At 71.7% G+C, this 13,965-nt stretch carries 10 protein-coding genes; 1 reads left to right on the forward strand and 9 read right to left on the reverse strand.

Annotation, left to right across the window (positions count from 1 at the left end; translation table 11 throughout):
• Positions 1 to 2 precede the first annotated feature (2 nt).
• The 8 genes from ACFV9T_RS31635 to ACFV9T_RS31670 form a co-directional block, all read right to left on the reverse strand.
• A complete protein-coding gene (locus ACFV9T_RS31635; protein WP_385445884.1) occupies positions 3 to 1,421 on the reverse strand; it encodes a hypothetical protein in 1,419 nt (472 codons plus the stop codon).
• A 123-nt stretch (positions 1,422 to 1,544) separates the two neighbouring features.
• On the reverse strand, positions 1,545 to 2,594 hold the full coding sequence (locus ACFV9T_RS31640; protein WP_385445916.1) for an N-acetylglucosamine kinase: 1,050 nt from the start codon (positions 2,592 to 2,594) through the stop codon (positions 1,545 to 1,547).
• Positions 2,595 to 2,656: 62 nt separating this feature from the next.
• Positions 2,657 to 3,919, reverse strand: coding sequence for a 6-phospho-beta-glucosidase (locus tag ACFV9T_RS31645; protein ID WP_385445885.1), 1,263 nt, complete (start codon positions 3,917 to 3,919; stop codon positions 2,657 to 2,659).
• Complete coding sequence (locus ACFV9T_RS31650; protein ID WP_385445887.1) at positions 3,916 to 4,824, reverse strand: carbohydrate ABC transporter permease; 909 nt, start codon at positions 4,822 to 4,824, stop codon at positions 3,916 to 3,918. The genes ACFV9T_RS31645 and ACFV9T_RS31650 overlap by 4 nt, the downstream gene beginning before the upstream one ends.
• A gap of 15 nt (positions 4,825 to 4,839) precedes the next feature.
• Positions 4,840 to 5,793 carry a carbohydrate ABC transporter permease gene (locus ACFV9T_RS31655; protein WP_385445888.1) on the reverse strand — a complete coding sequence of 318 codons (954 nt, stop codon included), beginning with the start codon at positions 5,791 to 5,793 and terminating at the stop codon, positions 4,840 to 4,842.
• 11 nt (positions 5,794 to 5,804) lie between these two features.
• A complete protein-coding gene (locus tag ACFV9T_RS31660) occupies positions 5,805 to 7,133 on the reverse strand; it encodes an ABC transporter substrate-binding protein (RefSeq protein ID WP_385445889.1) in 1,329 nt (442 codons plus the stop codon).
• 37 nt (positions 7,134 to 7,170) lie between these two features.
• Complete coding sequence (locus ACFV9T_RS31665) at positions 7,171 to 8,394, reverse strand: ROK family protein (protein WP_385445890.1); 1,224 nt, start codon at positions 8,392 to 8,394, stop codon at positions 7,171 to 7,173.
• Positions 8,395 to 8,522: 128 nt separating this feature from the next.
• Positions 8,523 to 9,617 (reverse strand): mechanosensitive ion channel family protein, encoded by a 1,095-nt coding sequence (locus tag ACFV9T_RS31670; protein ID WP_385445892.1) that lies wholly within the window; start codon positions 9,615 to 9,617, stop codon positions 8,523 to 8,525.
• Positions 9,618 to 10,026: 409 nt separating this feature from the next.
• On the opposite strand from ACFV9T_RS31670, the gene ACFV9T_RS31675 reads away from it, so the two are divergent.
• Positions 10,027 to 10,563 (forward strand): HNH endonuclease, encoded by a 537-nt coding sequence (locus tag ACFV9T_RS31675; protein WP_385445894.1) that lies wholly within the window; start codon positions 10,027 to 10,029, stop codon positions 10,561 to 10,563.
• 109 nt (positions 10,564 to 10,672) lie between these two features.
• Here the strand turns inward: ACFV9T_RS31675 and ACFV9T_RS31680 are convergent, their stop codons facing one another.
• Positions 10,673 to 13,666 carry a beta-N-acetylglucosaminidase domain-containing protein gene (locus ACFV9T_RS31680; RefSeq protein WP_385445895.1) on the reverse strand — a complete coding sequence of 998 codons (2,994 nt, stop codon included), beginning with the start codon at positions 13,664 to 13,666 and terminating at the stop codon, positions 10,673 to 10,675.
• Positions 13,667 to 13,965 lie beyond the last annotated feature (299 nt).

A 13,965-nucleotide genomic window follows, 5' to 3' on the forward strand; every position in this document is an offset into this window, starting at 1 on the left:
CGTCACCGGTACTCCGACAGCCTGCGGCCTATGCCCAGGACCGCGCCCGCCGCGCCCAGCACCGCCAGCCCCCCGGCCCCGACCGCCAGCGCGGTGAACGCCCCGCGCCCGCTGTCCGCGGCCTGCTGGAACTGCCGCTGCTCATGGTCCAGCGCCTTCGCCAGCTCGTCGTCCACCCGGTCGAAGGACGCGCCCGTGCTGTCCTTGGCACCGATGACCTTCGCCAGCGCGTCCTTGTAGTCGCCCGCGTCATCGGCGCCGCGGGCCGCCTTGTGGCGGGCCTGCCACGCGCGGACCGCCGTGGCGGCCGCCTCCACCGGCTCCCGGCCCCCGCCGTCGTCCGCGAGATCCCGCGCCCGGTCCAGCAGGCTGCCCCCGGCGGGAGGGCCACCTGGCCCGCTGCCGACCAGCCCGGCCATCCGCGAGGCATAGCTGACCTCGTAGGCGTCCTTGCCCTTGTTGGCCCCGTCCTTGTCGACGACGACCGCGCCACGGGCGATCAGCGTCAGGTTCTCGTCGGCGCGGGCCCGCAGCGAGGCGATCCGCGCCTCGTTGAGCACCCGCAGGGACTTCGCCCCGTGGTCGTCGGAGTCGTTCAGCTCGGCCCGCGCGATGGCATGACCGGCCACCAGCCACACCAGCACCACCGTGGCGGCGGCGGACGCGCCCAGCAGACCGTGGTTGAACACCCGGTTGGTCCGCCGGTAGTTGCGGCGCTGGGCCCAGCCCAGGGCGGCCAGCGCGACCACGCCCACCCCTATCGCCACCCAGGGCCAGGACTTCGCGTCCCCGTAGTCCTCGCCGAGCCGGGCCGTCTCCGCCTCGTACAGCCGGTCGGCGGCGGGCAGCAGCCGGGTGCGCATCGTGTCGTTCGCATACCGCAGATACGCGCCGCCCAGCGGCAGGCCCTGGCGGTTGTTGGCGCGCGCGGACTCGACCAGCCCCGTGTAGACCGGCAGCAGTTGGCTGATTTTCCGTATCTCGGTGCGCGCCGAGGCCGAACCCTCCGTGTTGGCCGCGGCGCGCACCAGCAGCTCGGACGCGGTGTCGATGTCCCGCTCATACCGCCGCCGCACCGCGGCGGGCTCCCGGCCGCCCGCCAGGAAGCCGCTCGCCGCCGTGGTGTCGGCGTCGGCCAGCGAGCGGTAGATCCGCGCGGCGTCCGCGCTCAGCGGCTGGCTGTGCTCGGCCACCGCGTCGGCCGCGGTCTCCCGGGCGGAGACCTGCCAGGCCGTCACCGCCCCGAACGCCACCACCAGCGCGGCCAGCACGGCTCCGATGATCCGCAGCCGCCCGGGCTCCGTCGTGGCCGCGGTCCGCAACCGGTCCAGGCCCTCCCGCCACGCGGTCCGCGGCGGGGCCGCGGGCGCGGGTGGCGGCGCGGGTCTGCTGGTGGTCGACAGAGCCGACTGATGTGACACGAGACCTCCCCCTTGGTCCGGACCCCACGGTCACTGTCCGCAGAAGTATGGACCGCGCCCCCCGACAAGGTCACCGGTCTTGCCTGGATCTTGCTCGGATCGCGATCTTCCCTCCCCTTTTTATTACGCTCGGGAGGGACTCCCGGTTCCCATTTCGTCACTGTCAGTTTCCATCCGGCCCTCGGCGGGCGCCGCCTCCGCAGCCCCGTCGTAGTGCGCCCGCAGCCGGGCGTACGCGGTCGGCGGCGCGCCGGTGCGGTCCAGGCCGAGCAGCGCCGCGCCGAGCACGGGCGGGACCGTGACGACCCGGGGCGCGGCCTTCGGAGCGCGCTCCGCGAGGAGTTCGCGGATCCGGCCGTCCAGCTGCGGATGCCGGGCCGCCAGCACCCCGCCGCCCAGGATCACCGGCGTCTCCTCGGCCAGCAGGTCCAGCCGGGTCAGCGCGACCGTGGCCATCGTGACCACCTCCTCCGCCTGCCGGTCGACGATCGCGCGCGCGACCGCGTCGCCGCCCGCGGCCACCGCGAAGAGCACCGGCGTCAGCGCATAGCGGTGGGAGGCCTCCAGCCGTCCCAGGTGAACGGCCTCGATCAGCTCGTACATCGTGGTCAGGCCGAAGTGCGCCGGGAGGGCGCGGGCCAGCTCGGTCGGCTCGCCCCGGCCGTCCTCCGCGCGGGCCGCCCACCACAGCGCCTCCTCCGACAGGAAGCCCCCGCCGCCCCAGTCGCCGGAGAGTCGCCCGATGGCGGGGAAGCGGGCGGTGCGCCCGCCGTGGCCGAGCCCCGCGCAGTTGATCCCGGCGCCGCAGACGACGGCGACGCCGGTCGGCTCGCCGTCGTCCGCGGCCCCGGCCCGCAGCAGCGCGAAGATGTCGTTGGCGACCGTGACGGTGTCGCCCCAGCCGTGGCCGGTCAGCGCCTCCGTCAGCTCCTTCTCCTCGCTCGGCAGATCGGCGTTGGCCAGGCACGCGGAGACGTGCCCGACTCGCGGCGGGCCGGTGCCACCGGCCTGCCGCGCGGCCTCCTCCACCAGCCGCGCGAGCGCGCCGACGGCCCGCCCGGTGCCCACGATGGGCGGCTGGAAGCCGCCGCCGCGGGCCGTGCCGAGCACGGTTCCGTCCGGGCCGATCAGCGCGACATCGGTTTTGCTGTTGCCCGCGTCGATCGCCAGCACGGACGGCCCCGGCGCGGCGGAGCTGGTGGAGGCCGGTGCGGAACCGGCCGGTTCGGACTGCGTCAGGCCCACGCCAGGTGCTCCCGGTTGTGCGCGATCAGGTCGTCGGTCAGCTTCTCGGCGCAGTCGATCTGGCCGATGAGGGGGTGGGAGAGCAGCGCCTGGAAGACGCGCTCCCGCCCGCCCTTCAACGCTGCCTCCAGCGCCAGGTGTTCATACGCGGTGACATGGGCGACCAGCCCGGCGTACAGCGGCTCCAGGGGGCGCACCGGCAGGGGCTTCGCGCCCTGTGCGTTCACGGCCGCCGGGACCTCGATCACCGCGTCGTCGGGCAGGAAGGGCAGGGTGCCGTCGTTGAACGCGTTGACGATGCGTACCTCCCCGCTGTCCCGCAGCAGCGACGAGGTCAGATCGACCGCCGCTTCCGAGTAGAACGCGCCGCCGCGGCGGCTCAGCAGCTCCGGCTTCTCGTCCAGCGCGGGGTCGCCGTACATCTCCAGCAGCTCGCGCTCGATCGCCGCCACCTCCGCCGCCCGCGACGGCTTGGTGCGCAGCTCCCGTACGACGGCGTCGTGCTGGTAGTAGTAGCGCAGGTAGTACGACGGGACGACGCCCAGCCGGTCCACCAGGTCGCGCGGCATCCGCAGGTCGTCGGCGATCGCGTCGCCGTGCTCGGCGAGCAGCCCCGGCAGCACGTCCTCGCCGTCCGGGCCGCCGACGCGCACCGACCGCTCCCAGGTGAGGTGGTTGAGGCCGACGTGCTCCAGCGTCACCTCCCCGGGCGCCACGTTCAGCAGCTTCGCGAACTTCCGCTGGAAGCCGATGGCGACATTGCACAGGCCCACGGCCCGGTGCCCGGCCGTCAGCAGCGCCCGGGTCACGATGCCGACCGGGTTGGTGAAGTCCACGATCCACGCGTCCGGGTTGCGGCGGCGCACCCGCTCCGCGATGTCCAGGACGACCGGGACGGTACGCAGCGCCTTGGCGAGCCCGCCCGCGCCGGTGGTCTCCTGGCCGACGCAGCCGCACTCCAGCGGCCAGGTCTCGTCCTGCGCGCGGGCGGCCTGGCCGCCGACGCGCAGCTGGAGCAGCACCGCGTCGGCGCCGTCCACGCCCTTGTCCAGGTCGTCGGTCCAGGAGACCTTCCCGGGATGGCCCTGCTTGGCGAAGATCCGGCGGGCGAGCCCGCCGACCAGCTCCAGCCGGTCGGCGGCCGGGTCGACCAGGACCAGCTCCTCCATCGGGAGCACATTCCGCAACCGGGCGAACCCGTCGATGAGTTCGGGGGTGTAGGTGGAACCGCCCCCCACGACTGCGAGTTTCAACCCTTGACTCCTGTCAGTGTGACGCCCTCGACGAAGGCTTTCTGCGCGAAGAAGAAGACGATGATGACGGGGGCCATGACCAGCAAGGTCGCGGCCATCGTCAGGTTCCAGTTGACGCTGTGCGCGCTCTTGAAGCTCTCCAGCCCGTAACTGAGCGTCCAGGCGCCCGGGTTCTGCGCGGCGTAGATCTGCGGGCCGAAGTAGTCGTTCCAGCAGTAGAAGAACTGGAAGAGCGCGACGGCGGCGATGCCCGGCTTCGCCATCGGAATGATGACGCGCAGCAGGGTGCGGAACTCCCCGCAGCCGTCGACCCGCGCCGACTCCAGGTATTCCCGGGGAATCGTCAGCAGGAACTGGCGCAGCAGGAAGATGGAGTACGCGTCACCGAACGCCATCGGAATGATCAGCGGCCACAGCGAGCCCGACAGATGGAACTGCTGGGCCCAGACCAGATACATGGGCACCACGATGACCTGCGGCGGCAGCATCATCGTCGAGATGACCAGAAGCATGGCGGTACGGCGGCCCCGGAAGCGGAACTTGGCGAGCGCGTACGCGACCGGAATGGACGAACAGAGCGTGAACAGGGTGCCGAGCACGGCGTACATCAGCGAATTGCGCCACCAGTCGAGGAAACCGGGGGTCCGGAAGACCTCGGCGTAATTCGACCAGTGCCATTCGGTGGGCCACAGGGCGCCGCTCATCGCCTGGCTGTCGCTCATCACGGCGGTCAGGAAGACGAAGACGAACGGCAGCAGGAAGAAGAGCGCCGCGGCGATGGCGACGGTGTGCACGGCGATCCAGTGGAGCGCGGCGCGGCGGCGGGCGGCCGGGGCGGGGGAGCGCCGGGCGCGGGGACGGACGGGCGCGGAGGGCGCGGTGAGCGTGGTGGTGGTTGCGGTCATGGCGGACGGGTCCTCTCAGTCCTCGGCCGACAGCAGGCCGGCGCGCCGACGCATCAGCAGCGTCGTCACCGCCATCGCGATCGCGAAGAGTACGAGCGACAGCACGCAGGCGGCTCCGGTGTTGAAGTTCTGGAAGCCGAGCGAGTAGACGAGCTGCGGCACGGTGAGGGTGGAGTGGTCGGGATAGCCGGGCTGGATGACCGAACCGGGCCCGATGCTGACGCCGGAGGCGAGCTTTCCGGCCACCAGCGCCTGGGTGTAGTACTGCATGGTCTGGACGACGCCCGTCACGACCGCGAACATCACGATCGGGGTGATCGACGGCCAGGTCACATAGCGGAACTTGTGCAGCGCGTTGGCGCCGTCCAGGTCGGCCGCCTCGTACTGGTCCTTCGGCACGTCCAGCAGCGCCGCCATGAAGATGACCATGAGATCGCCGATGCCCCACAGGGACAGCAGGACGAGCGAGGGCTTGGCCCATGTCGGGTCGTTGAACCAGTTGGGGGCGGAGATCCCGATCGTCCCGAGAATGTCGTTCACCGGACCGGTGCCGGGGTTCAGCAGGAAGACGAAGGCGACGGTGGCCGCCACCGGGGGAGCCAGATACGGAAGGTAGAAAGCGGTGCGGAAGAAACCGACGCCCGACTTCACCTTGGTGACCAGAAGGCCGATGCCGAGGCCGAAGACGACCCGCAGCGCGACCATCACCACGACCAGCCAGAGCGTGTTCCACAGCGCCGGGCCGAACAGCGGCATCTGCTCGAACACATACCGCCAGTTCCGCAGCCCCACGAAGGTCGGGGTCTCGATCTGGTTGTAGTGCATGAAGGAGAAATAGACGGTGGCGACCAGCGGATAGCCGAAGAAGACGGTGAAACCGACCAGCCAGGGGGAGAGGAAACCGAGGGTGCGCAGCCGCTCGCGCACGGCCTTGCGGCGCAGGGCGGGGTTGTTCATCACTGTGGCCATGTCGCGCTCCGTCAGTTCTGGGCCTGGAGATTGTCGGCGTCGATTTCCTTGTCCAGTTCCCTCAGGCCCTTGTCCAGATCGGGTTTCTTGCCTTCTTCGACGCCATAGGAGAAGTCCTGGAGGGAGACCACGTACTGTCCGCCGTTGATCGAGGCGGGCAGGGCGGTGCTGTATCGGTTCTGCGCGATGTCCAGGAAGGCGCGGAAGGTGGGGTCGGGATCGAGCTTGGGGGAGGTGAGCGCCGCCTTGGTGGACGGTACGTTGTGAATGGCGTTGGCGAAGGAGACGACCTGGTTGGTGTCAGCGGTCAGGAACTTCACGAGTTCCCAGGCGGCGTTCTGGTGGGTGCTGCTGTGCCCTATGCCGATCACCGTTCCGGTGAGATAGCCCCGGCCGTAGGTCTCGGGCTGGTCGTCGGGCACCGGCAGGGGAGCGGTGCCCCATTTGAATTTCGCGCCCTTCATGAAGAGGCCGCGCCATTCGCCGTCCATGTGCATGGCCAGCTTGCCGGTGAGGAAGGCGTTCTGCGAGGACATCTCGTCGCCGAAGGACGTACGGAACTTCTCCAGCGGACCGTAGCCGCCCTGGCTCTTCACCAGGTCCCGGGTGGTGGCGAAGAAGTCCTTGGCGGCGCTGCCCTTCGCCAGCTGCGCCTTGCCGTCCTTGTCGAAGTAGGTCGGACCCCACTGGGCGAAGAGGCGGTCCGGGCTGTTCTGGTAGAGCCGGAAGTTCGGCATGAAGCCGACCCGCTCATAACCGCCGTTCTTGGTGCGTTTGGTCAGCTTGACGGCGTCCCGCTTCAGCTCCGACATGGTGCGCGGCGGCCGGGAGATCCCGGCCTCCTTGAACGCGTCCTTGTTGTAGTACATGCCGTACGCGTCGGCGAGCAGCGGCAGGGCGCACTGGTCGCCGTCGTAACTGGTGTAGTCCAGGAGCGTCTTGGGGAAGACCTTGTTCTTGTCCAGCCCGGTCTTCTTCATGAACGGGTCGAGATCCGCCCACATCCCGGACGAGCAGTACTGCCCGACATTGTTGGTGGTGAACGACGAGGCCACGTCCGGAGCGTCGCTCCCGCCGGCCCGCAGGGCCTGGTTCAAGGTGGCGTCGGTGACATTGCCGGTGGTCTTCACCTTGATATTGGGGTGGAGCTTCTCGAACCGGGCGATGCTGTCATCGATCGCCTTGACCTCGTTCTTCTCCGACCAGCCGTGCCAGAACTTCAGCGTGACGGGTTTGGTCGGATCGTCGGTCGCGCTGCCGGTGCTGGGATTGGCGCAACCGGCCAGCAGAAGGGCACCGGCGCTGAGCACCGACGCGAGAACAGCCAGTCTTGGTGGCATGGCGGTACTTCCTTGCGGGGGAGGAAAGAGGCCGAAATCAGGCCGTATCGAAAACGGTGTTACGGGCATCGGCGACCGCCTGACGCAGCGCGCCGATGAGTATCGGATCCCCCTCGATATCGCTGATCCGCAATTCCGGCCGGGGCAGTGCGAGCCCCGTCAGCTCGGTCTCGACCAGCTCGCGCAGCCGCTCCCCACCGGCCTGCGCCACCTCCCCCGACAGCACCACCAGCTCCGGGTCGACCACCGCGACCACGGACGCGAGCCCGGTGGCCAGCCGCCGGGCCAGCTCGGTCAGCACCTCGTCGCCCGCCCCCGGGGTGCGCAGCGCGGCGGTCAGCGCCTTGGCGGCCGTGGGCGCCTCGATGCCGTGCTCCCGCGCCAGGTCCACGACGGCGGGGCAGCCGACCAGCTTCTGGAACCCGCCGCCCGCGTCCGGCCGGGCCGCCGCGTCCGGCCCGCCACGGGCGAGCGGCGCCCCCGGCAGCGGCATGTAGCCGATCTCTCCGGCGCCGCCGGTGGCCCCGCGCAGCAGCGTGCCCCCGAGCACGATGGCCGCGCCGACCCCCTCGTCGGCCCAGACGAGGGCGAAGTCGTCGAAGTCCTGGGCGGCGCCGTGGTGCTGTTCGGCGACGGCCGCCAGATTGACGTCGTTCTCGATGACGATCGGGGTGTGCAGCACCTCGGCCAGCTCGTCCCGCAGGGCGCGCGACTGCCAGCCCGGCAGGTGCGGCGCGTACCGCAGGGTCCCGGTGCGCGGGTCGAGCGCGCCGGGGGTGCCGATGACGGTCCCGTGCAGGTCGGCCCGTACGAGCCCGGCCGCGGCCAGGGCGCCGTCGACGGCCTCGGCCACCAGCTCCGCGGTGCGGCCGGTCAGTGACTCGTCGGTCGTGGGAGCGGTCACCCGGTGTTCCCCGACCACCTGGCCGGTGATGTCGGCGATGGCGGCGCTGATGCCCTCCTGGTCGACGGCGAGCGCGGCGACATGGGCGGCGGCCGGGTTGATCTCGTACAGCTGGGCGTTGGGCCCGGGGCGGCCGGTCACATTGCCGGTCGGCCGGACCAGCCCGGCGGACTCCAGACGGGTCAGCAGCTGCGAAGCGGTCGGCTTGGACAGCCCGGTCAGCTCCCCGAGCCGGGTCCGGGTGAGCGGGCCGTGCGCGGCCAGCAGATCCAGCGCGGCCCGGTCGTTCATGGCGCGCAGGACCCGGGGGGTCCCGGGGGTGCCGCCTGGGGTGTTGCCGGGGGGTGGTGCCGCCATGGTGGTGCCCCGCCTCACTCTGTTAAGAAACTTTCCTATCGATGAAGAGGAAGGTAAGGCGGCGCGGGGGTGGCGTCAATGGGTGGGAGCGTCCGGATTTGGTGTCTTGTCGCGGTGTGCTCGGCCCGTTACTTCGTGGGAGGCGCCGGTGCCGGGGTCGTCGTCGCGGGCGGCGTGAGGGGGCTGGCCGCCACGGACTGCGGCGAGTCCGGGTTGGCCAGCGCGGACGGCGCGTTCATGCCCGCCGACCCGTCGGCCGCGTCGGTCGCCATGTTCGCCTCGGGCGGGTGGCCGACCAGCTGGATGCCCGCCTCGTTCAGCGCCTTCTTGATCCGCCAGCGCAGCTCGCGCTCGACGCCGAGCGCCTTGCCCGGCATGGTCCGCGCCGAGACCTGGACGACCATGGAGTCCAGATAGACCGCGGCGAGCCCCAGGACCTCGATCGGCTCCCAGAGCCGCTCGTTCCACGGCTCGTCCTTGCCCATGTCCACGCCGACCTGGTTGATCACCTCGCGGACCCGGTCCAGATCCTCGTCGGAGCGGATCTGCACGTCCACCGCGGCCGTCGCCCAGCCCTGGCTGAGGTTGCCGATCCGCTTGACCTCGCCGTTGCGGACGTACCAGATCTCGCCGTTGTCCCCGCGCAGCTTGGTGACGCGCAGGCCGACCTCGATCACCTCGCCGGAGGCCACCCCGGCGTCGACCGAGTCGCCCACTCCGTACTGGTCCTCAAGGATCATGAAGACGCCGGAGAGGAAGTCGGTGACCAGGTTGCGGGCGCCGAAACCGATCGCCACACCCGCCACACCGGCGCTCGCGAGCAGCGGCGCCAGGTTGATCTGCAGGGCGGAGAGGATCATCAGCCCCGCGGTCCCCATGATCGCGAACGAGGCGACCGAGCGCAGCACCGAGCCTATGGCCGCGGACCGCTGCCGCCGCCGTTCGACGTTCACCAACAGGCCGCCGAGCGCGGTGCCGTTCACGGCCTGGGCCGTGCGGTTCATGCGCTCTATCAGCTTGGTGATCCCCCGCCGGACGACGGTCCGGAGCACGAACGCGATCACCAGGATCAGGGCTATACGCAGCCCGACGCTGAGCCAGGTGGACCAGTTCTCCTCCACCCAGCCCGCGGCGTTGGTGGCGCTCCGGTGCGCATCGTCCAGGGTCGTCGGGGCGGTAGGACGAGGCGTCGAGTCAGCGGCCAGAGCAGCGGACCAGAACACAGCGGAAACCCTTCGTGTACGGCATGCCCGCGCGGTTGGCGCACGCGCAATTCCTTCACACAGTAGCCGGGCGCGGGAAACCGCCGTTCCTGTGTTCGAGAGCGCGCGAAGGCGCTCGGGGGGCGCACGAAAGCAGGGGGATCGGCCTCAGCTCGCGGTTTCCGCCGCTCACCGGATCTCCCGGAGGGCCACAAGATCGGCTCCGGGGCCGCCCGGGCCGTGATTCTTGCCACTCCACGAAGTTCTGAAGGCCTCGTGAGCGGTGTGTGCGGGCCGTATACGAGCGGTACGCGGAAATGCCTCTCAACCGTTAACCCGGTGATAGTGGCGTTCCGGCCAGGGTTCAGGGGAAACTGGGGGAGATCGTCCCGGCGCGAGCCACGCGCCGCCGGCGTACAAGGAGGCATCCGTGCCGCATGTCCTGGTCCTCAACGCGTCGTACGAGCCGCTCGGCGTCGTACCGCTCCGCCGCGCGCTCATTCTCGTCCTCAACGACAAGGCCATCAGCCTCGAGGACTCAGGCGCCCTGATGCACAGCGCAACCCACGCGATCCCCGCTCCCAGCGTCGTCAGGCTGAAGCGCTTCGTGAGGGTGCCCTTTCGCGGGCCCGTCCCGCTTACCCGCCGCGCCCTGTTCGCCCGCGACGGCGGGAGATGCGCCTATTGCGGTGGCGTCGCAACCAGCGTCGATCACGTCATCCCGCGCAGCCGTGGCGGGCAGCACACCTGGGAAAACGTGGTCGCCGCCTGCCGCAGGTGCAATCACGTCAAAGCCGACCGGCACGTCGCCGAGATCGGCTGGCGGCTGCGTCATCAACCCGCGCCGCCGTCCGGCCTCGCCTGGCGGATCATCGGCACCGGCCATAGGGACCCGCGCTGGATGCCGTACCTGGAGGCATTCGGCGCGGACGACGCGATGGCCCGGATCGATGGCAAATCCGCCTGAGATACCGGGCTCAGTGCTTTGTTGAGGCCCGATTCGCGTTGAGGTCCGATCAGCCTCCGGCGCGCCGCTTCGGCCCGCCCCCGGCCAGCACCGGGGGCGGGCCGAAGGGCTACTTCTCGCCCTTCTCCACCGCGTACGCCGCGACCGACCAGAGCGAGTAGCCGAAGCGGGTGCCGCGCTCGATGCCCTGGATGCGGACGAACCGGGTGTCCGGGGCGTCCACCCCCACCATCTCCCGGCCGCCGTGGCCGTCCGTGACGGTCGCCGCCGTGCGCCAGTTGCGTCCGTCGGCCGAGACCTGGACCCGGTAGCGCGCCGCGTACGCGTCCTGCCAGCGCAGGTCGAGCCGCCCGAGGTGGGTCGGGCGGGCCAGTTCGAGCTGGAGCCAGGCGCCGTCCTCGGCGGGGGAGGACCAGCGGGTCCTGGCGTCGCCGTCGACCGCCGCGGACGCCGGGAAGTCGGGCGTCTCGTCGCCGGACGAGCTGGCCTTCGTCCCCTTCGCACGGGCCAGGTCGGGGCCGCTGGTGCGCGGCAGGGCCCGGACCGTCAGCATCCGCTTCTCCGCTCCGAAGCGGACCGGTACGGCGTATGTGCCCGGCTTGGTGTCCTTGTCGACGGACACCTCGATCCGGACGGTCGCCGTGGCCCCGCGCGGGGCCACCGCCCCCTCGGGGGCCCGGGCCGTGATGCCCTGCGGGGTGCGCAGCGTGAGCTTGTCGTTCACATCGCCGGGGCGCAGCGAGGTCAGCTCGGCCTCGATGGTCGCGGACTCCCCGCCGACCTCCGCGTCCACGGACCCCCGGGACAGTCGCAGCGTGGCGGCCGGGGTGTCGGCGAACCAGGGGGTGATCTCGTGCACCGTGGGCGGGGTGGTGCCCGCCGCCCAGTTCAGCCGGACCGCGTCGGCCCGCAGGCCCTTGCCGCCGACCTGGGTGAAGCCGTCCGAGGCCAGCGCGCCGAGGCTGCGCCAGCCCTCGCCCGGCACATGGGCCTCGACCGTGCCCGAGTCCTCGGCGGACCGCCCGGTGAGCGCGGAGACCGAGGCCAGCGGGCGGGTGCGGCCGAAGCGTACGGTGACCGGTTTGCCCGGGGAGACCACCGTGGTGGTCGCCTTGCCGTCGGCGGCCGCGCGGTCGGCCTCGTGCGTACGGAGCTTCTCCTTGCTCGACCGGTGCACGCCGGTCCAGCCGTCCGCCTCGGCCAGGGCCTTCTTCAGGAACGGGTCCAGCACGCCCTTCCCGACCGTGACCCGGCTGTCCGCGATCTTCTCGCGGAGCCCCTCCACCGCCAGCCGCGCCGTCCAGGCCTTGTCGCCGTCGCCGTGCGCCTGGGCGGTGAGCATGTCCACGGCCTGGACGCCCGCGTCGCCGTAGCGCCCGAGCTGGTCCAGCCAGGGCCGTACGTCCTCGCCCAGCGTCCCGGACAGCCGCTCGGGGGCGTCGCGCATGGTGACGAACGCCGCGCGCAGCCGCTTCGCCGCCCGGTCCAGCCGCTCCACGTCGGTGTGGCCGACCGTCGCCCAGAAGGCGTCGGTCAGGGGGCGCAGATACGCGGACTCGTCGGCGCTGAGCACCGAGGACGCGTCGTTCCCGGCGAGCGCGCGCAGCGCCGCGCGGGTCTTGTCGTCGGGCCCGGCCAGGTCGTCGATGGCCGCCTGCCAGGACTCCTGGGGGCGGTAGCCGCGCGGGTTCCAGGCGAAGTCGGCCGCCGTGAACAGCGGGATGCGGGACGCGGTCGGCTGCTCCATGGCGTTGGCCAGCAGGGCGGCGGACTGGGTGGCCACGGCCGGGTCCCGGCCGGTGTAGGGGCCGAGGAAGATCCGGTCCTGGGCGTAGTCGTTGACCGGGTAGTTGTCCATGGTGACCAGCCGGTGGCCGAAGGCGGCCCGGGCGTCGGCCAGCTCACCGCCGGTGATCGTCCTGGGCACCACCCCGACGCCGGTCCAGGCCACCTCGATGGCGGTGTCCAGCTCGGCGGCCAGCGCGCGCCGGAACTCGGTGTCGCCGTCCTGGAAGTACTCGGTCGGCATCAGCGAGAGCGGAGCCGCGTCCGGGTGCCGCCCGGCGATGTGGCGGGCCAGCGCGTTGGCCATCGTGGCCTGCGCCTTCGCGGCCGCCTCGGGGCCGGAGCCGAAGGTGTCGGCGTCCTTGTCGCAGTGCCACTCGCTGTAGCTGACGTCCTGGAACTGGAGCTGGAAGGAGCGCACCCCCAGCGCCCACATGGCGTCGACCTTCTTCAGCAGCGCCTTCCGGTCGCTGTCGGAGGAGAAGCACATCTCCTGGCCGGGGGAGACCGCCCAGCCGAGGGTCACATGGTTGGCGCGGGCACGGGTGGCCAGCTCGCGGAACTCCGCGCGCCGCTCGGCGGGGTACGGATCGCGCCAGCGGGCCTGGCGGTACGGGTCGTCGCCGGGCGCGTAGAGGTAGCGGTTCTGCTTGGTGCGGCCCATGAAGTCGAGCTGGGCCAGCCGGTCCCGCTGCGACCAGGGGGAGCCGTAGAAGCCCTCGGTGGTGCCGCGGACCGCCGTACCGGGCCAGTCGCGGACGGTGACCCCGGCGAAGGCCCTGGCCTCCTGTCCGGACCGCTGGACGAGCAGCTGGCGCAGCGTCTGGACGGCGTGGAAGAGGCCGTCCTGCCCGACGCCGTCCAGCGCGACCGTGGCCCGCCCGTCCACCCGGCCGGTGGCAAGCCGGTAGCCGCCGGACGGGAGGTCGCCGCGCTCCGGCGCCCGCAGCGCCCGCAACGCGCTCTGCGCGCCCTTGCCTCCGGCGTGCACCACGAGCCCGCGCGCCGGGGGTGTGCCCCCGGGGGTGGCCTCGCTGACCGTACGCACCCCCGCGTCGTGCAGCAGGGCGCGCAGCGCGTCCAGCGCGTACGGATCGGCGTCGCCGTCGGCTATGAGCGTGGCCTCGCCGGGGATCGCCACGTCCGCCCCCTGCGCGCGCAGCGACTGGGGCCGAGGCCAGACGGGCGGTACGTCCCCCGTGCTGTTCCGGTCCGGTGTGTCCGGTGTGGAGGCCCCGGCGGTGCCGGGATCGTCCACGGGTGCGGCGCTCGCCCCCTGGGCGCCGCCGAGCAGTCCGCCGATGACCGCGGCCGCCATGGCCGTCGCCCCCACTGCCCTCGGCCTCTTCCCCCGGAAGTGCACGGGCGTCTCCTCGATTCAGATAGCTGGCCCCGTCGATCTGGCCGCAAAAAGGCGCCAATCGGCGACGAGCCCACCAGTACGCCGGTGGGGGTGTCAACGCGCATGACCGAACTGTCGGCATTGCCGCGAGCGCGGTGGTGCCGACGGATGTGCGCTCCCTGCGGAGCCGCCCCCCTGCGCGCCGTCGTGTCGCCTCCGCAAGTCTGACGGATGAAGGCGGCCCCTGTCCGTAAGCTCTGTGTTCCCGACCCCTC

Origin of the sequence: Streptomyces sp. NPDC059850 (assembly GCF_042731515.1) — a bacterium.
Lineage (GTDB): Bacteria > Actinomycetota > Actinomycetes > Streptomycetales > Streptomycetaceae > Streptomyces.

Coding starts and splice junctions, on each gene's coding strand:
- ACFV9T_RS31650 (WP_385445887.1), bottom strand. CDS start 4,824: ATGACCGCAACCACCACCACGCTCACCGCGCCCTCCGCGCCCGTCCGT.
- ACFV9T_RS31655 (WP_385445888.1), bottom strand. CDS start 5,793: ATGGCCACAGTGATGAACAACCCCGCCCTGCGCCGCAAGGCCGTGCGC.
- ACFV9T_RS31660 (WP_385445889.1), bottom strand. CDS start 7,133: ATGCCACCAAGACTGGCTGTTCTCGCGTCGGTGCTCAGCGCCGGTGCC.
- ACFV9T_RS31665 (WP_385445890.1), bottom strand. CDS start 8,394: ATGGCGGCACCACCCCCCGGCAACACCCCAGGCGGCACCCCCGGGACC.
- ACFV9T_RS31680 (WP_385445895.1), bottom strand. CDS start 13,666: ATGGCGGCCGCGGTCATCGGCGGACTGCTCGGCGGCGCCCAGGGGGCG.